The sequence below is a fragment of the Clostridium neuense genome (genome assembly GCF_045310695.1).
Taxonomy (GTDB): domain Bacteria; phylum Bacillota; class Clostridia; order Clostridiales; family Clostridiaceae; genus Clostridium_S; species Clostridium_S neuense.
Window position 1 is genome coordinate 19,640 of record NZ_JBJIAA010000004.1, and the last position, 18,687, is coordinate 38,326.

The 18,687-nt window shown below is 30.1% G+C and carries 15 protein-coding genes; all 15 read right to left on the reverse strand.

The genetic code is table 11. From position 1 onward, the window contains the following. Positions 1-15: 15 nt before the first annotated feature. The 15 genes from ACJDT4_RS05270 to rny all read right to left on the reverse strand — a co-directional run bounded on the left by ACJDT4_RS05270 (position 16) and on the right by rny (position 18,476). The gene (locus ACJDT4_RS05270) at positions 16-741 is read right to left on the reverse strand and encodes an energy-coupling factor ABC transporter ATP-binding protein (protein WP_406786494.1); all 726 of its coding nucleotides are present in this window, start codon (positions 739-741) and stop codon (positions 16-18) included. Between the two features lie 317 nt (positions 742-1,058). Then, on the reverse strand, positions 1,059-3,110 hold the full coding sequence (locus ACJDT4_RS05275) for an ATP-dependent helicase (RefSeq protein WP_406786495.1): 2,052 nt from the start codon (positions 3,108-3,110) through the stop codon (positions 1,059-1,061). 9 nt (positions 3,111-3,119) lie between these two features. Beyond that, positions 3,120-5,783, reverse strand: coding sequence for a DEAD/DEAH box helicase (locus ACJDT4_RS05280; RefSeq protein WP_406786496.1), 2,664 nt, complete (start codon positions 5,781-5,783; stop codon positions 3,120-3,122). A 245-nt stretch (positions 5,784-6,028) separates the two neighbouring features. Further along, positions 6,029-6,163 carry a CPC_1213 family protein gene (locus ACJDT4_RS05285; RefSeq protein ID WP_406786497.1) on the reverse strand — a complete coding sequence of 45 codons (135 nt, stop codon included), beginning with the start codon at positions 6,161-6,163 and terminating at the stop codon, positions 6,029-6,031. Between the two features lie 45 nt (positions 6,164-6,208). Beyond that, entirely contained in the window at positions 6,209-8,461 is a 2,253-nt protein-coding gene (clpA, locus tag ACJDT4_RS05290) for an ATP-dependent Clp protease ATP-binding subunit ClpA (RefSeq protein WP_406786498.1), read from the reverse strand. Positions 8,462-8,463: 2 nt separating this feature from the next. Further along, positions 8,464-8,763, reverse strand: a complete 300-nt coding sequence (locus ACJDT4_RS05295; RefSeq protein ID WP_406786499.1) for an ATP-dependent Clp protease adaptor ClpS — start codon at positions 8,761-8,763, stop codon at positions 8,464-8,466. Between the two features lie 257 nt (positions 8,764-9,020). Then, complete coding sequence (locus ACJDT4_RS05300; RefSeq protein ID WP_406786500.1) at positions 9,021-10,715, reverse strand: M3 family oligoendopeptidase; 1,695 nt, start codon at positions 10,713-10,715, stop codon at positions 9,021-9,023. A 33-nt stretch (positions 10,716-10,748) separates the two neighbouring features. After that, positions 10,749-11,603, reverse strand: a complete 855-nt coding sequence (locus ACJDT4_RS05305) for a L,D-transpeptidase family protein (protein WP_406786501.1) — start codon at positions 11,601-11,603, stop codon at positions 10,749-10,751. A gap of 105 nt (positions 11,604-11,708) precedes the next feature. Beyond that, positions 11,709-13,139 (reverse strand): adenylosuccinate lyase, encoded by a 1,431-nt coding sequence (purB, locus tag ACJDT4_RS05310; protein ID WP_406786502.1) that lies wholly within the window; start codon positions 13,137-13,139, stop codon positions 11,709-11,711. Between the two features lie 231 nt (positions 13,140-13,370). Continuing rightward, a complete protein-coding gene (locus tag ACJDT4_RS05315) occupies positions 13,371-13,631 on the reverse strand; it encodes an HPr family phosphocarrier protein (RefSeq protein WP_406786503.1) in 261 nt (86 codons plus the stop codon). A gap of 94 nt (positions 13,632-13,725) precedes the next feature. Beyond that, positions 13,726-14,184 (reverse strand): PTS sugar transporter subunit IIA, encoded by a 459-nt coding sequence (locus ACJDT4_RS05320; protein WP_406786504.1) that lies wholly within the window; start codon positions 14,182-14,184, stop codon positions 13,726-13,728. Positions 14,185-14,212: 28 nt separating this feature from the next. Next, a complete protein-coding gene (locus tag ACJDT4_RS05325; RefSeq protein WP_406786505.1) occupies positions 14,213-15,412 on the reverse strand; it encodes a pyridoxal phosphate-dependent aminotransferase in 1,200 nt (399 codons plus the stop codon). 130 nt (positions 15,413-15,542) lie between these two features. Beyond that, on the reverse strand, positions 15,543-16,421 hold the full coding sequence (locus ACJDT4_RS05330) for a decaprenyl-phosphate phosphoribosyltransferase (RefSeq protein ID WP_406786506.1): 879 nt from the start codon (positions 16,419-16,421) through the stop codon (positions 15,543-15,545). 89 nt (positions 16,422-16,510) lie between these two features. Further along, complete coding sequence (locus ACJDT4_RS05335) at positions 16,511-16,771, reverse strand: stage V sporulation protein S (protein ID WP_053241904.1); 261 nt, start codon at positions 16,769-16,771, stop codon at positions 16,511-16,513. Between the two features lie 163 nt (positions 16,772-16,934). Then, positions 16,935-18,476, reverse strand: coding sequence for a ribonuclease Y (rny, locus tag ACJDT4_RS05340; protein WP_406786507.1), 1,542 nt, complete (start codon positions 18,474-18,476; stop codon positions 16,935-16,937). Between the last annotated feature and the right edge of the window lie 211 nt (positions 18,477-18,687).

Genomic DNA, 18,687 nt, shown 5'->3' on the forward strand with positions numbered 1-18,687 from the left:
CGCTTATTTTTTAACTCATATAATATTATATTTTTTTAAAAATTCCTTATCCTTTATAACATTTTCATACCTATCGTCCCTTATTATTTTATGATCCTCTGAAAAAACTATAGCTCTCTTAAAAACACCTTTTATGTATTCAAAATCGTGAGTTGCGCAAATTATAGTTTTGCCGCTTTTATTTAGAGCTATTAATAACTCTTTTAAAAAGCTTTTTCCTTTTGGATCTATTCCATTCATTGGTTCATCCAAAGTTATTACTTCTGGATTCATAGCAAGTACACTAGCAATTGCAACTCTTTTTTTTTCACCTCCACTTAAATTGTAAGGATGTTCATCTTTTAGCTTATCTACATTAAGAAGTTTAAGACAATCAAAGGTTCTCTTATTTATTTCCTCTACTTCTAATTGCATTTGTATAAGTCCAAATGCAACTTCTTCAAAAACCGTAGAACAAAATAACTGAGCATCAGAATTTTGAAATACAAATCCCAATCTTTTATGAAATAATTTTAAGGCCATAGCATCTTTTAATGCATGTTCATTTATTTCAATATTATCAAATATATACTTGCCTTGGTTAGGAAAAATAATAGCATTCAATAGCTTTAAAAAAGTTGACTTTCCACTTCCATTAGGTCCTATAATTGCTATAGCTTCACCATCCTCTATATGAACATTCACATTATCAAGTGCTATTTTATTTTTGTATGTAAATGAAATATTCTCTAATTTTATCATAAATAATTCTCCTCAATTTTTAATAATCTATAAAAAATAATAACCTCAATCCTTCCATAATTCCCTTGAGAATTTACATTTTACGAATAAGTGAATAAAATTTGTCGAAATAAATAAACATACCATCATTATTATAATACATACAGGACATAAAGTTAAATTTATTGACTAAATTTAACTTTATGTCCTAAGAATAATTTAAATACTTTTAAACCTGTGTTTTCTAGTTATTAAGCTTTTAACTGTATTACAATCATTTAGCTCCTGCCTCATATATTCCTTAAAATATTTATCCAATAGCATTAAATAAAAATACATTATAATAATTCTAATTCACTAAAAGCCTTTATAAATTCTTTCACTCCATAATTTTCAAATTCAACTTCAACCATCATATCATCTTCTTTAATAACCTTTCCAATTCCATATTTCTTATGTTTTACTCGTTTTATGGGAATCTTATTTACTGGTTCAGCTGCTGTCTCGTCTTTCTTGTTTTGATTTTTTTCCTCTTGAATTTGTTTCTTAAGTTCCTGCAAACTTACATTAGAATTTTTAACTTCATCACTTTCAATTAACTGCTGGGGAATCATATGAATGTATAAGCTTTCACCTGGCGTTGCTCTATAATAATCCGGATTCGTATAATAGGAAAGCTCCAAGTAATCCTTTGCTCTTGTAATTCCCACGAAAAATAATCTTTTCTCCTCTTCTTCCTCTTCCATACATTTAGACTGAAGCGGAATCAAACCATAATTTATACCTACAATGAACACATGAGAAAATTCTAGTCCCTTAGAAGCATGGAGTGTCATAAGTTTAACCGATTCTTTATTACTATCTATATCCTTTTTTAAGATATTCACTCCATACAATACAGAAGAATTAATAAAATCTTTAAGTCCATCAAGAAAGGTCATTTTTCTTTCTTTAACATATTCCATAATAATATGGAGCAAAGTACAAATTGCTTCTTTGTCTTCTATGTATGTTGCTGCTGTTGGTCTAATATATTTATCAAAATTAAAATAATTATAAAGTTCCTCTTCTTTAGTTATTTGAGAGCATTTTAAAGTGAATTCTTGCATTTTTATAAATAAATCAGGTTTATCTAGTCTTTGTCCCTTAACTATTTTTCTTGCTTCCTTTTCTGTTATTCTTTCACCATACTCCTTGCTACTAAGCACATATTCTGCTGATGACAAATCATTGGTATTTACAGAAAATCTTAATAGCTTAATAACCCAATTTAGCACTGAAATATCGCGTATGTTTTTCTTTAATGATAATTCATATGGAATCTCATTTTTGAAAAAAACATCTTCAAATACCTTGGACTGATTTTGTAATCTATAAAAAACTGCAATTTCATTATATGGTACCCCTGATTTATGTATTTCTTTAATTTTATCTGCTAAATAGCAAGCTTCATTAAATGGATTATATTGATTTTTTACTACTATTTTGCTTCCCTGCTCTCGTATTCCCTTTAAGCTGTTTCCATCATCTAAAAAACATTTTGCTGCTTCTAAAATAGAAGTACTTGAGCGATAATTAATGGGAAGAGATAGTTCTTTTGCAGCATATTTATTTTTTAAGGTATAAAACACATTAAGTGAGCCTCCACGCCAGCTATAAATAACTTGATTTGGATCACCTACTGCAAACAATTTAGTGCTTCCACTTTTTAATTTATGGATGAACTCAAGCTGCAAATTATCGCTGTCTTGAACCTCGTCAATAATAATCCACTTTGGCCTTACACTGCCATCATCTAATAAAAGATTTGCGTTCTTAAGTATGTCTGAAAATGACATTTTATTTTGTTTTATTTTTTCTTCCTTTAATAGCCTAACAAGTTCAAAAATATCATCATTATACCTAGAAATCTTTTCCTCTCCCTCACTAATGCCTGCAGCCTCTTCAAGCCTTTTTTTTAACCTGTTTTTATATTTAACCTTAAGCTTATTTTCCTGCACTATTTGCATGGCAATATCTAATTCTTCCTCTGGTTCTATTACTAAAAAATCCTTTGTATATCCAATTTTATCAATAGGTAATGCTGACTTTAGTAGATGAAGAGCGGTGCTGTGAAAGGTTCCAAAGTTCTCTAATTCCTCATGTTTAATACTATTATCCAAACTAATTAATCTTTCCTTAATTTCATTTGCTGCTTTATTAGTAAAGGTTAGTACAACCATATCCTTGTAATTTATATTTTTCTCATAATGAAGATATTCAATCTTTGAAATTAATACTGTTGTTTTTCCACTTCCAACATTAGCATTTACTATGCAGGCATTACTTTCATCAAATACGGCTTCCTTTTGGTATTTGTTTAGTCTCTCTAACTCCTTGCTATAATCCATATAACTCTCCTATTCTACAAGGTCTTCATATCTTTTCTGAAGTTTATCTCTTATGTTATTTCTATCCTCTTCTGCTTCTTCTATTCTAATTCTTAGCTCAATTTTTTCTGGAGCATCTGTATGAAAGTAAATAATATTTATTATGCTTCTTTTATTGTTTTCTTCCATTACCCATTCTTTATAAAAAGCATTACTCAAAATTAAAGTTAAAGTATTTCCCTCTACCTCTACTTCTGGAATTGTACTTAAAAATGCTGCAAATGCATCTCCATTTCCCTTCATATATTCACAGAATTCCTTCCATTTTCCCTGAAGCTCACTAAATTGAAAGTGCTTTTTAATAAAAGTTGATGGTGCGTACTCAGCTAATTTAATATCTCTAGGGGCTGCTATTTCATCTAGTAAATTCTTTAATCCCCACAAAACCATAGCCTTATTTAATTTATAATCTCCTATGCATGCGGCACAGCCACTTTCACATTTGCATCCATCAACCATCTTAATAGCATTTTCTATAATTTGTTCAATTAAATCAAAGGCTTTTTCTGCATAACCAAGACCACCTATATACTTATCATAAATAAACATATATACATTGCCTTCAAAATTTCCGCTTAATTCTGATGCATTATTTGACATTGAAACCCCAATATCCTCCTGCTCTGTCATTGTAGCCATCATCGTTGCATTTTTAATTGCATAACATAAGCCTTCGAAATGATTGTTTCTTATATATTTGCCATTTTCACTTTCCTGAAGCATTCTTCTGTAAACTTTAACAACATTATCAGGAATTTGTATCCATGTACTTTCCGTATCAAAAGCTTTAGATAATGATTTTGGTAACTGCTCAAACCCTAAGTTTTGGTGATTGTGAAACTGCAATTTTTTGTACATATAAACTATTTGATCAACATTTACATCTCCAAAAGTAATATGAGTACGCTTGTAATCCATCTCCTTATTGCCTTGAATAATTCTAATATCAGTATTATCTCCAGGCATTGTGTAGTAGTTTCCACTAAAAGGAATTGCGAATGCAGTTTTACTTTCTAAATCAAACCTTATAATCTCGTACAAAACACCATCGTGCATATAAATTGCTCCATCATGAATTTCTCTAAAAGCCTGCATTTCATCCATTTCTGTTATTTCTTTGTTGTTTTCTTTATTAATTAATTTATACCTAACTTTATCTATATTTCTCAAACTAAAATCTCCTGCTGGAAAGGAATTTCCTGACCAAGCGAACTTACCATTTTGACTAGTTAGTTCATTTGCTCTTATTAAAACAGGAATTGTCTCCCCTAAATCGGGGAAAAGAGAAATATCGTCTAAGGTCAATGGAATTTCAGCTGCAGCAGCACGTATGTGTGAAAGCTCTATCAAAAGATTATTTTTATCTATAACTGCATTTTCACTTTCACCTTTAAAAAGCCAATCTGGATTTATTCCAATATACTGGTCAAAAGGAAGGCTATCAAGAATTAAATAATTAGTACACTTTCCTCCGCTTCTACCTGCTCTTCCTGTTTGCTGCCAGAAGGAGGCCTTTGTGCCTGGATATCCAATTACTATTGATGTATCAAGCTTCCCAATATCTATACCAAGCTCTAATGCATTAGTAGATACAAGTCCTTTTAAAACACCTGTAATCATTTTATTTTCAATTTTCTTACGTTCTATTGGAGTGTAGCCTCCCCTATATCCAGATATCTTATCTGCCAAGGATGCTCCAAAAAAGCTTTCTGTTTCTAATTTATCTCTTGCTTCTTTTAATACCACCTCAACATTTCTCCTCGATTTAGCAAAAGCAATGAAGGTATTTCCCCCTTCAACCAATTTAGGTATTAAATCAGCTGCAACTGAAGTAGGCTGTACCTGTCCATAATATTTTTTGTCAGCTCCCATAATCTTTGGCGGCTGCACTAGCACATATTTCCTCTCAGAGGCTGGAGAACCATCTCTGTTTATTTGAATAAATTTTTGTGTGCAAACTTCCTCCGCTAGTTCAAGAGGATTTGCTATGGTTGCTGAACTACAAAGGTACTGCGGCGATGAATTATAATATCTACACACTCTTTTAAGCCTTCTAAAAACATTTGCAAGGTGTGAACCAAAGGCACCTCTATATGTATGAAGTTCATCAATTACAACATACTTTAAATTAGAAAATATAAAATCAAATCCAAATTTACTGTGATTAGGTAAAAAAGCACTGTTTATCATTTCTGGGTTGGTTAAAATAATGTTTGCACTTTTCCTAATTCGGCTTCTTTCATTTACTGGTGTATCTCCATCATACACTCCAGCAGAAATTCTTCCCTCACCAAAGTACTCTAGATACGGTAAAAGAGCACGATACTGATCACTTGCAAGTGCTTTTGTAGGGTATATAAAAATTGCCCTTGCTAGCGGATTTGATAAAACTTCCTGAAGAACTGGTAATAAAAAACTAAGCGTTTTACCGCTTGCTGTAGATGTTGTTATTACTATGTTATTTTTCTTTAAAGCTATTTCAAACATTTCAGCTTGATGGGAGTATAATTTTTCAATTCCATTTTTAGAAAGATAACTGCATAATTCCTGTGATAAACCGCTTGGAAAATCCACATATTCAGCCTCTCTTTTAGGTATTGTTTTTTTATATATTATTAACTCGCGTATATTCATTAATATCGCTCCTATTCAACTTTACTTATCTATAATTATATACCAATTTAACAAGAAAAAATGTACCCATTTTTAGGTGCGCTTTGATTCTTTTAACTTTTTCGTATCATAAAATTTTGATTTATTGGTTTACTTTATAATTCAATTTACATAATCAGTATTATGTAAATCAATGCTGATTGCACTTAATATTTATAAAAACAAAAAAGCTGTGATATTTGTTTATTACCACAGTTTTTTTAAAATTAATATTCGCTTCTACCCTTGGAATCAAATTTGGTTCTTGCACTTTCGGCATTTGGATCATGTTTTATATTTTTCTTTTTAAATATTCCATCTTCTTTTTTATTATTCTGGGTCTTATTTATTTTGTTATCCATTAAAACACACCTCTCTATGCGTATGTTTTCCAACTACACTGCCTTTTATTCCTCTACTATATGGATTTTGTCGTTATCTATGTCGACTACTGCCTTTCCACCGTGAGAAAGCTTACCAAATAAAACTTCATCTACAAAATATGATTTTATATCCTTTTTAATTATTCTAATTATTTCACGTGCACCATATTTTGAACTAAGAGCTTTATCAGCTATCCATTTAATACATTCTTCAGTTATTTCAATCTCTATATCCTTAGCTTTAAGCTTATCTTTAAAATATCTAAATTCTTTTTTTACTATTAGCTCTGCCATTTGTAAATTCATTTCATTAAAGATTATTATATCATCTAATCTATTTCTAAACTCCGGAGAAAAGTATCTATTTACTTCCTTGTCTATATATTCTCCTCCAACTGTTCTATGTCCAAAGCCTATTATACTCTTTCCAACACCAACTGCTCCCTTATTTGAAGTCATAATAAGTATTACATTTCTAAAATCAGCTTTTTTTCCTGAAGTATCTGTTAATGTTGCATAATCCATTATTTGTAGAAGAACATTCAGAATATCTTGATGTGCCTTTTCTATCTCATCTAAAAGAAGCACTGAATATGGATTCTTTCTTATAGCATCTGTCAAAAGCCCGCCCTCTTCATAGCCAACATACCCTGGAGGAGATCCTATAAGCCTTGCTACAGTATGCTTTTCCTGATATTCACTCATGTCAAATCTTATTAGCTTTATGTTAAGTACTTCAGATATTTTTCTAGCTATTTCTGTTTTTCCTACGCCAGTAGGTCCAACAAACAGTAAGTTAGCTATAGTTTTAGATTCATCATTAAGTCCTGCTCTAGATCTTTTTACAGCTTTAACAACTGCTTCTATAGCACTATCTTGACCAAAAATATTTTGCTTTAAAACTTTTTCTAGGGATTTTAACTTTTCAATTTCATTTTCTGATACCTCTGTTACAGGTACTCCTGAAATCGAAGAAATAACACTTTCTATTTCCTTTATATCTATGCTTATAACTTCATTATCCTTTCTCTCCATTTGAGAAAGCGCACCACATTCATCAATTACATCAATAGCTTTATCCGGCAAAAATCTATCATTTATATACTTAGCAGAAAATTTTGCCGCTGCTTCTAATGCATTATCGGTATATCTTACATTATGATACTTTTCATATTTTTCTTTTATTCCTTTTAAAATATCATAAGTTTCTTCTACAGTTGGTTCTTTTACGTCTATTTTTTGAAATCTTCTTGATAGTGCTCTATCCTTTTCAAAAATTTTCTTATATTCATCATAAGTTGTAGAACCTATAAACTTAATTTTGCCTCCAACAAGATAGGGTTTTAGTATATTGGATGCATCTATTGAACCTCCTGAAACTGCACCAGCGCCTATTATAGTATGTATTTCATCTATATAAACAATTGGTTTATCCTGCTTTTCAATATCATTTAATATCTTTTTTATTCTTTCTTCAAAATCTCCTCTGTATTTTGTACCTGCAACCATACTTGCCATATCAAGAGAATATATCTTACTTCCCTTTAGCACTCCTGGAACATCACCTTTTACAATTAATTCAGCTATTCCTTCTGTAATAGATGTTTTTCCAACACCAGGCTCACCAACATGTATAGGGTTATTTTTCCTCCTCCTGCATAAAACTTGAAGAGTTCTTCTAATAATATCTTTTCTCCCTATAACAGGATCAATAAGACCTTTGGCAGCTTTTTCGGTTATATCATCAATAAAATTATTAGAAGCGGTTTTATCATTTTCTTCATAATAGTCATAAGCATAATAATCTTCATCATTTTCTTCATAATCATAAGAATTGTCTAGTTTGCTGTTAACAACAGAAATTCCATGAGTTATATAATTAAGAAGATTTAATCGAGTAATCCCTTGCTTCTTTAAGTAATATCCTCCAAAGGAATTTTCATCATCGTAAATTGCTACGTATACATCTCCAATTGTAATACTTTCATTTCCACTTGAAAAAACATGTTTTGCTGCAGAATTAATTATATTTTGAACTCCTTCTGTCTGAACCGGTTCTCCCTTATCAAGTTTTTCAATATTATCTAAAAAGTACTTTTCAAGCTCTTTTTTTAGATCTTCTACAGAACCTCCGGAGTTTTTTATTATTTTTATACCATCATCATAAAATAGAGAAGCATAAAGTATATGCTCGGGAGTAAAATATTTGTGCATATCATATTTTGCCTCACTATATGCTGCTGTAATAATTTCATCCAAAGTATCATCAAATCCCACGACTATACCCCCTCCATAGTTAATTTCAGCGGATAACCACTTTTACTTGCCATATCTTGAGTTTGTTTAATTTTAGTGGCTGCTATATCATAAGAATATATTCCTGCAACTCCGCTTCCATTTTTATGTACATTAAACATTATCTTAACTGCCTCAGGAACATTTTTTGAAAATACATTTACTAAAACTTCTACTACAAAATCCATAGTAGTATAATCATCATTATATATTATCACCTTATACATTCTGGGTTTTTTAATTTCAAAGATTGTTCTCTCTTGTAATTTTGTTTCATTAGACATAAAAACAGCTCCATACAACTAATTATTTTAATATAAATTATTATATCATTAATTTATATTAAAATATATGTATGCTGTAGCATTTTATTATTATAATAAAGATAAACCACTCTAAAACTTGAAATTTATTTGTACCAAAATGCCGCCATCTATTCATTGAGGTGCACATGAATTTCAATAGTTGAGCTAGTTTCACTATATATAAAAACAAGTTACTATTTTAATTTAAACAGCAACTTGCTTTAAATTCCTAACTATTAAAATTTAGAATCATCTACACTATCAATCCATTTTTCTACAGGATCAATTATAGCTTTCATACTTCCAGGTTTAAATGGAGAAACAAGCTTAGCATTCTTAATTAAATTTAGAAAAGACATACTTCCTCCCAATTTACACAATGCTAAATAATCCTTCCAAGCTTCCTCTCTATTGTCAAGAGACTTTTTCCAAAATTGGAATGCACAAAGCTGAGCAAGAGTATAATCAATATAGTAAAATGGACTTTCATATATATGTCTCTGCTGCTGCCAATATCCACCATTCTCTAAGAAGTCATTATCCTCATAATCTATATAAGGGAGATATTTCTTTTCAATTTCTCTCCAAGCTTTTTTTCTATCTTGCGGAGTCATATCTGGATTTTCATATACAACATGTTGAAATTCATCCACTGCAACACCATATGGTATAAATAAAAGTGCATCACTTATATGGAAGAATCTATACTTTTCCTCTTCTTCCTCAAAGAATAATTTCATCCATGGCCATGTAAAGAATTCCATACTCATAGAATGTATCTCCGCAGCTTCATATGTTGGAAAACTATATTCTGGTATATTTAAATCTCTGCTTGAAAATACCTGAAATGCATGACCTGCTTCATGAGTAAGTACATTTACATCACCTGATGTACCATTAAAATTGGAGAATATAAATGGTGATCTATATTTACTTATATAGGTACAATATCCACCGCTGCCTTTTCCCTTTTTACTTACAAGATCCATAAGCCCATTTTCGGTCATAAATTTAAAAAATTCGTTAGTTTCATCTGAAAGCTCACCATACATTTTTTGTGCATTTTTAACCATCCAGGCTGCATCTCCGTGCGGTTTTGCATTTCCTGACTTAAAATATAACTTAAGATCATAGTATTTTATTTTATCAAGACCAAGCCTTTTTCTCTGTCTTTCAACAAGTTTTTCAGATACTGGCACTATTACCTCTTTAACTTGTTCTCTAAAGCTTTTAACCATCTCAGAATTATAATCTGATCTTAACATCCTCTTGTATGCAAGTTCTACAAAATTATTAAATCCAAGTTTTTTAGCTATTCTAGTTCTTACTTTTACAAGTTTATCATATATATCATCAAATTCCTTACTATTATCTGTAAAGAACGCATATTTCTTTTCACTTGCTTCCTTTCTAGTTTCCCTATCCTTAGATAAAGTAAAAGGAACCATCTGTGAAAGATTTCTCTCTTCTCCTTTATACATTATCTTAGCTGATGCTAAAAGTTTTGTATATTTACTTGATAATTCATTTTCCTCTTTAAGGTCATCTATTACCTCATCAGAAATCGTTGAAATTTGATACTCAGCTATTGTAAATAACTGTTTACCCCACTTTTTCTCAAGTGCATTTCTAAATTTGGAATTTATAAGACATTTATAATAATCAGCTATCATTGCCTCATATGCAGGTGTGTTATTATCCCAAAAACTTTGTTCACCTTCATAAAAAGAATCATTTGTATCAATTGTATGTCTTATTTCTACAATAGTATTCATAGATTCTATTTCATTTCTTAATTCATTAATTTTTTTTATTATTTCATCCTGCTTTTCAAAGCTATCTGCTGCTTTAAATTCCTTTAAAAAATCATTAAATTTATTCTTTATATCATCAATATTTGGTCTCTTATATTCAAATTCCTTAAACTTCATTCACATATCCTCTTTCATACTTATAATTATGTTTTAATATATCCATATAGCAGTTCCCATAGGCATATTATCGTATATATATTTAGCGTTTTGCAAAGCTAATCGTACACATCCATGAGATAAAGATGCACCTAAGGTTCCATCTACAACATTCCCATTCACATCATAAAGTATACTATGAAATAAATAATTTCCTTGTATCTGAGTATAATATTTACATATAACATTATTGGCCGTTTTAAAGGATGGTCCTTTACCTTGTACAAAAAAATGTCCCGTTACTGTAGGGGTTTCTTCTGCTCCAGATGTACATGGAAAAGTATTTATTAAACTCCAGCTGTGATTACTTCCATTAAAAATATATACTCGCTGTTCTTTAAGAGATGCCATTATTAAATATTTTGTGTAACTTGGTAAATCATTTGAATTAGCAGTTTGCTCTGCCGCTGATTTATAACCTTGTACTTCTTGATTAGCTTCTGCCCCAAGATTAGAATTACAAATTTTATCGGGTGTAGGTGTTTCTTTTAGTAATTTCATTGTATTGTCTGAAACAGATCCATCCATAGTTACATCGTGTCTATATTGAAAATCTCTCACAGCCCAATCAGTTTGAACGCCAAATTTACCATCATCAGATACAGGATAGCCGTAGCTAATAAGTTTGTCTTGAATATATTTTACTTCGTCTCCTTTAGAACCAACTTTATACACCTCTGGCTTTTTTTCTTCTGGCTTCTTAACTGCAACTTTTTCCTTTTGCTTTTTTGATGCTAAATTTTCAGATTTAACATTATTCTTTAGGGCATTTTTCGTATTTTTAGAACATCCACAAAAAGATAAAATAATTAATAAAATTAGTACAAAAAAAATGCTTCTTTTTTTCATTGTTAAAACCCTTCATCTCTACATAATATAATAAGTTCATATTCCATGAACTTATTATATACTTTTATAAATGTCATGTAAATACGTTTGTAAATTTTTTACATTCTATACACTAATATTTACAGAAACATTTAAACATTCTTTATTACTTTCGAGAACAGGTTTTACACATTCATTTATATAATCTTCTACTTGCCCTGCTGATCTTCCTGTAAACTTTTTAGGATCTATAATTTCATCAATTTCCTTTTCAGTTAGTTTAAATACAGGATTCTTTTTAATTTTGTCTATCAAATCATTTGTTAATCCTTCTTGCTTTATCCTCTTAGCAGTTTCCATGGAGTACTCTCTTATTACTTCATGCAATTCTTGTCTATCTCCACCTCTTTTAACTGCTTCCATCATTATATTTTCTGTAGCCATAAAAGGAAGTTCATTTTTAACATGAGATGCTATAACTTTTTCATAAACTACCATATTACTTGATACATTTATATAAAGATTTAATACACCATCTAAAGCTAAAAAGCCTTCTGCAACTGAAAGTCTTTTATTTGCAGAATCATCAAGGGTTCTTTCAAACCACTGTGTAGATGATGTTATAGCTGGATTTAAAGCATCTACAATAACGTATCTCGATAATGCACTTATCCTTTCAGATCTCATAGGATTTCTTTTGTATGCCATAGCAGAAGAGCCTATTTGATTTTTTTCAAAAGGTTCCTCCATTTCCTTCATATTTTGAAGTATTCTAAGGTCATTACTAAATTTGTATGCACTTTGAGCAATTTCAGCTAATGTATTTAATACTATAGAATCCACTTTTCTTGGATATGTTTGACCTGTAACATTATATGCATTCTTAAAGCCCATTTTACTTACTACTTTTTTTTCTAACTCTTTAACTTTGCTTTCATCGCCATTAAAAAGTTCCATAAAGCTAGCTTGAGTTCCTGTTGTCCCTTTAACACCTCTTAATTTTAGATTTTCAATTACAAAATCCAAGTTTTCAAGATCTATCATTAAATCTTGTATCCAAAGTGTACACCTCTTTCCAACAGTAGTTAACTGTGCTGGTTGAAGATGCGTAAAACCAAGTGTAGGTAACGCTTTATATTTGAGAGCAAATTCACTTAAATGACTTATTACATTAATCAGCTTCTTTTTTATTATAAGTAATGCTTCTTTCATTATTATTATATCTGTATTATCTCCAACATAACATGATGTAGCTCCAAGATGAATTATTCCCTTTGCAGATGGACATTGAACACCATAAGCATATACATGACTCATAACATCATGTCTTACTATTTTTTCTCTTTCTTCTGCCACCTCATAATTTATATCATCAACGTACTTTTTAAGCTCATCCACCTGATTTTGAGTTATATTAAGTCCAAGTTCCATTTCACTTTCTGCAAGTGCTACCCAAAGTTTTCTCCAGGTTTTAAACTTCATTTCATCAGAAAATAGATAACTCATTTCAGCTGAAGCATATCTTCTATTAAGTGGCGTTTCGTAAGTATTTCTCATAATATACCTCCGTACATAATCTTTATAATTATAATATTCGTTTATAGTATACCATATATTTATTAACAATTTAATATATTTTATTCGTGTTCCTATATGTATTTTTTTAACATAGATAAATTCACTGAAAAAACTTTCTTTTGAATAAGTGAAAAATAAAAGTTATTATTTAAAACAAAACCTTAAAATAAAAACAATGAAAATTTAAATTTTCATTGTTTTTATTTTGAACTATTCATCTAATGATTCTATTAATTTAACGATTTCTTCTGCTGCTAATGCTTCATCATCACCAGAAACTATCAATTTAATTGTACTATCTTTAGTTACTCCTAAAGATAAAACACCTATTAAACTTTTAGCATTTGCCTTTTTACCATTAAACTCCATATTAACATCTGATTTAAAGCTAGAAGCTTTTTTTACAAGTAATGTTGCTGGTCTAGCATGTAAACCAGTTGCACTTTTAACAACAACGCTTTTTGTTACCATTAATAACCACCTCTATTTAATTAATTGTTAATTTAGCTTAGTACAGTATAACATAATACGATAATATATTCAACAAAATTTACACAAATTCCTATTAATCGATAGAAAATTGAGCAAATTCCTTTCCTGCTGCTTTAACAGAGTAATCTACATCATAATTTTTTACTCTTTCAGAGTTTGTTATTACAACAGGAGTAGTTATAGATGCATTCTTTTCTAAAAGTTCTCTATCAAAACTTAATATTTTATCTCCTGCCTTTACATTGTCTCCAACTTTTACATACAAAGCAAAACCTTTTCCTTCTAACTTTGCACTATCGAGTCCAACATGAATAAGTACTTTTATTCCATCTTCGTTTTCTACAGCAACAGCATGATTTGTTTTATATATTAAAACAATTTTACCATCAATCGGAGATAAAACATTACCATCGATTGGTTCTATTGCTGCTCCTTCACCCATTATTTTTTTATTAAACAAATAATCATTTACATCTGACAAAGGAAGTACTTTGCCGTTAATTGGAAGAACCATTTTAATTGTCTTGCTCATAACAGTGCGCCCCTTTACTATCTTTAATTTATTTTAACTTATTTATAAAACTTTCTATTCTATCTAAACCCTCAACAATGTTATCCATAGAAGTTGCATATGAAAGTCTTACATAATTGTCATTTCCAAAGCCTGCACCAGGAATAGCTGCTACATTATTTTCCTCTAAAAGTTTACTACAAAAATCAAATGAACTATTTATAACTGCATTATTTATTTTTTTACCAAAGAGTTCACTTATATTAACCATCACATAAAAAGCACCTTTAGGATTGCTACCACAGTGCACTCCTTTAATACTTTCTATCTTATTAACCATATATTCTCTTCTCTTTTTAAATTCGTCTACCATATGTTTTAAAGCATCCTGGCTACCATTTAAAGCTTCTACACTAGCATACTGCGATATTGAATTAACATTTGAAGTTGTATGGCTCTGAATATTTGACATAAGCTTTATTATCTTCTCATTTCCTGAAGCTGCATATCCTACTCTCCATCCAGTCATAGCATAGGATTTAGACATACCATTTATAACTACTGTTCTTTTAAATGCATCCTCATTAAGACTTGCAATACTTACATGCTTTTCACCATCATAAATAAGCTTTTCATATATTTCATCTGATATAATAATTAAATCTTTTTCTTTAGCAAAATCAGCAATCCTAGTAAGTTCCTCTTTAGTGTATACAGTTCCAGTTGGATTGTTAGGACTATTTATAATTATTGCTTTTGTGTTCTCTGTATAAGCCTTTTTAATATCTTCAATTGTAAATTTAAAATTATTTTCTTCCTTTGTTTCTATAAATACAGAAACTCCATCACTTAATCTTACAAGCTCCGGATATGTAACCCAATATGGAGAAGCAATTATAACCTCATCAAGTGGATTAAGTATTGCTGCAAATACATTTGCTAAACATTGTTTGGCACCTGTTGAAACAATAATTTGAGATATATTATAATTTAAATTATTATCTCTCTTAAATTTGCTTCTTATTGCTTCCTTAAGTTCTTTTATTCCAGAAGAAGGTGTATATTTTGTATATCCCCTATTCATCGCTGTCACAGCTGCATTAATGATATTCTGTGGTGTATTAAAATCAGGTTCACCTGCTCCAAAACCAATTATATTAACACCTTGTTCTTTTAACTCCTTAGCTTTTGCTGTTATTGCCAAAGTTATAGATGGTGATATAGCTTCTGCTTTTTTCGATAAAACCATTTTGTATTTCCTCCAAACTCATAAAATATAGCCTTTTAATTAACTTAATTAGATTATATACTACTTAAAATAAAATATTGCAACTTCACACTCTTTCAATATATCATCAAATATAATTGTTGTAAATGCACTACAATTGGAACTTAAAATAGATTACAATTATTACTGCTAAAAACCAACAAACAATGTTAATTAAAAATGGCGTATCTTTAGTAAAAACATCCTCTGGCTTTCCACCAATATTCGCTTTTTCCATCAAATATTCATATCTAAATATACCGTATAATACAAAAGGTATAGTTATCATCATACTTCTATTTTGTATAGAACTAAAAGTATACAAACAATATGCCATTAGAATTGATGGGGTTACAATTGTAAGCATTTTATCAATTAATTCTACTGAATATTCTTCTAGTATTTTTCGCGTTTTAGTGCTATTTTCTTTCATAGATATAATTTCGCTTTTTCTTTTATTTAAAGCAATGAATAATGCTAATAATACAGTACATAATATTATCCATGGAGACAATTCTACATGGGTCGCCATACCTCCACTTGCAAGCCTCATGACAAAACCAGCAGTTATTATCATGACATCTATTATAACTACATTTTTTAGAATAAAAGAATAAAATATATTCATTATAATATATCCAATTAGTAATATTAATATATTTATATCAACTCTACTTGTAAAAGTGATTATAATAATAAGTAATATTACATCAAAAATTATACCTTGAATTTTTGATACCTTTCCACTAGCTATTGGCCTATTTTTTTTAACAGGGTGCTTTCTATCTTTATCGGCATCTATTATATCATTAAAGATGTACACACTAGAAGATGTCAAACAAAACATAACGAATACAAATAAATTCTCCAAAATAAGTGGCTTATTTGAGAAGTTTCCAGAAAATATAATAGCACCAAATATAAATAAATTCTTAGTCCATTGTTTCGGTCTCATAAGTAATAATAAAGCTTTAAAATTTAATTTCTTCATAACATTCCTCCATACAATAATTTATCATACTTTGGGAATAAATAAAAGAGACTTCAAATAAATTTAAAGTCTCCTTATAAAAATCTTTATTATCTTGGTTGAACTATCAATTTTATTGCCGTTCTTTCCTCACCATCTATTTCAATGTCTGTAAAAGCTGGAATACATACTAAATCTATACCGCTTGGTGCTACAAATCCCCTTGCTATTGCTATAGCTTTTACTGCCTGATTAATTGCTCCAGCACCTATTGCCTGAATTTCGGCAGCTCCCCTTTCTCTTAAAACTCCTGCTAAAGCACCTGCTACTGAATTTGGACTTGATTTTGCTGAAACTTTTAATACTTCCATAATAACCCTCCTACGTTGATAAAATTGTAAATAATTATTTAATAATATAGGTATATAATTCTACATATTTTAAAAAATTCCTTCTAAATACCAAAAAAATTATTTAACATATAAAAATTCCCTTCAAATACTTTGAAAGGAATTTATTTTCTAACATATATTTTTATTTTGCATAATCAACTGCTCGGGTTTCTCTTATTACATTTATTTTAATTTGACCAGGATATTCTAATTGTTCTTCTATATTTTTAACAATATTCCTTGCCATTTCTACTGAACCCGCATCGTCTACTACATCTGGTTTAACCATAATTCTGATTTCTCTTCCAGCCTGAATGGCATATGACTTTTCTACGCCTTCATAAGAATTAGCTATTTCTTCTAATTTTTCTAATCTCTTTATATATGCTTCTAGTGTTTCCCTTCTTGCACCTGGTCTTGCTGCTGATATAGCATCCGCAGCCTGAACTAAAATTGCTTCTAGTGCTTGAGGTTCAACATCTCCATGATGAGCCGCTATAGCATTCACAATTAAAGAAGATTCATGATACTTTTTTGCAACTTCTGCGCCAATTAATGCATGCGGACCTTCAACCTCATGATCTACAGCTTTGCCAATATCATGAAGTAATCCAGCTCTTTTAGCAAATGTAGGATCTATCCCTAATTCAGATGCCATAAAACCTGCTAAATATGAAACTTCTATAGAATGTTTTAAAACGTTTTGACCATAACTGGTCCTATATTTTAATCTTCCTAAAAGTCTAATCAGTTCACTATGTAAGCCATGAACTCCTGTTTCAAATGTAGCCTGTTCTCCCTCTTCTTTAATATTATTTTCAACTTCTTTTTTGGCCTTTTCAACCATTTCTTCAATTCTTGCTGGATGAATTCTTCCATCTAATATTAACTTTTCAAGGGCAATCTTTGCTACTTCCCTTCTTATAGGATCAAACCCAGATAAAATAACTGCTTCTGGAGTATCATCAATTATTAAATCGACTCCTGTCAAAGTTTCAAGAGCTCGTATATTTCTACCCTCTCTACCTATTATTCTACCCTTCATTTCATCATTAGGAAGTGCTACAACATAAACAGTAGACTCAGCTACATGATCTGCTGCACATCTTTGTATAGCATAAGTAATAATTTCTCTTGCTTTTTTATCAGCTTCTTCTTTTGCTTTTTGTTCAACATCTTTAATCATAACTGCTACTTCATGCTTTATTTCTTTTCTTGTTTCTTCTAAAAGCATTTGTTTAGCCTCTTCAGAAGTAAAGCCTGAAAGCTTTTCAAGCTCTTTTCTTTGAGTTACATATAATTCTTCAACACTGCCTTCCTTCTCTTTAATTGAGGATTCACGCTGATTGAGAATGTCTTCTTTCTTTTCTAATACTTCACTTTTTTTGTCTAAGCTTTCTTCTCTTTGAATATTTCTTCTTTCTAATCTTTGAATTTCATTTCTTCTTTCTCTTGTTTCCTTGTCAAGATCTGCTCTGAGTTTATGAACTTCCTCTTTTGCTTCTAGAATTGCTTCTTTTTTAGAAGATTCTGCTTCTTTCAAAGCATCCTCTTTAATTTTCTTAGCTTCTTCCTCTGCCTTTGAAAGTTTTGCCCAGGCATACTTTTTCCTGAAATATAATTCTATAGCCACTAGTACAATTATTATACCTATGGCAATTAAAAATGTATAAATATTATTCATTGCCTCAAAACACCTCCTTGCTTATTTTGTCACATTATTTGAAGTACATGAAAGCTATGAAAAGGTGTCATATTTATTCAATTGGCAATCATTTGAATATGCTAAACCAGTATTTGTATATATTTTATTGTATATTAAATTCACTATTATGTCAAGTTAAAGATAGTGACTTTGATTCTTATTATTCAATAAAAAAAAATAGAACCTCTTT

What these genes read in the sequence shown, in the direction of transcription:
- ACJDT4_RS05270 (WP_406786494.1), bottom strand. Translation starts at nt 741, where the DNA reads ATGATAAAATTAGAGAATATTTCATTTACATACAAAAATAAAATAGCA.
- ACJDT4_RS05275 (WP_406786495.1), bottom strand. Translation starts at nt 3,110, where the DNA reads ATGGATTATAGCAAGGAGTTAGAGAGACTAAACAAATACCAAAAGGAA.
- ACJDT4_RS05280 (WP_406786496.1), bottom strand. Translation starts at nt 5,783, where the DNA reads ATGAATATACGCGAGTTAATAATATATAAAAAAACAATACCTAAAAGA.
- ACJDT4_RS05285 (WP_406786497.1), bottom strand. Translation starts at nt 6,163, where the DNA reads ATGGATAACAAAATAAATAAGACCCAGAATAATAAAAAAGAAGATGGA.
- ACJDT4_RS05295 (WP_406786499.1), bottom strand. Translation starts at nt 8,763, where the DNA reads ATGTCTAATGAAACAAAATTACAAGAGAGAACAATCTTTGAAATTAAA.
- ACJDT4_RS05300 (WP_406786500.1), bottom strand. Translation starts at nt 10,715, where the DNA reads ATGAAGTTTAAGGAATTTGAATATAAGAGACCAAATATTGATGATATA.
- ACJDT4_RS05305 (WP_406786501.1), bottom strand. Translation starts at nt 11,603, where the DNA reads ATGAAAAAAAGAAGCATTTTTTTTGTACTAATTTTATTAATTATTTTA.
- purB (WP_406786502.1), bottom strand. Translation starts at nt 13,139, where the DNA reads ATGAGAAATACTTACGAAACGCCACTTAATAGAAGATATGCTTCAGCT.
- ACJDT4_RS05315 (WP_406786503.1), bottom strand. Translation starts at nt 13,631, where the DNA reads ATGGTAACAAAAAGCGTTGTTGTTAAAAGTGCAACTGGTTTACATGCT.
- ACJDT4_RS05320 (WP_406786504.1), bottom strand. Translation starts at nt 14,184, where the DNA reads ATGAGCAAGACAATTAAAATGGTTCTTCCAATTAACGGCAAAGTACTT.
- ACJDT4_RS05325 (WP_406786505.1), bottom strand. Translation starts at nt 15,412, where the DNA reads ATGGTTTTATCGAAAAAAGCAGAAGCTATATCACCATCTATAACTTTG.
- ACJDT4_RS05330 (WP_406786506.1), bottom strand. Translation starts at nt 16,421, where the DNA reads ATGAAGAAATTAAATTTTAAAGCTTTATTATTACTTATGAGACCGAAA.
- ACJDT4_RS05335 (WP_053241904.1), bottom strand. Translation starts at nt 16,771, where the DNA reads ATGGAAGTATTAAAAGTTTCAGCAAAATCAAGTCCAAATTCAGTAGCA.
- rny (WP_406786507.1), bottom strand. Translation starts at nt 18,476, where the DNA reads ATGAATAATATTTATACATTTTTAATTGCCATAGGTATAATAATTGTA.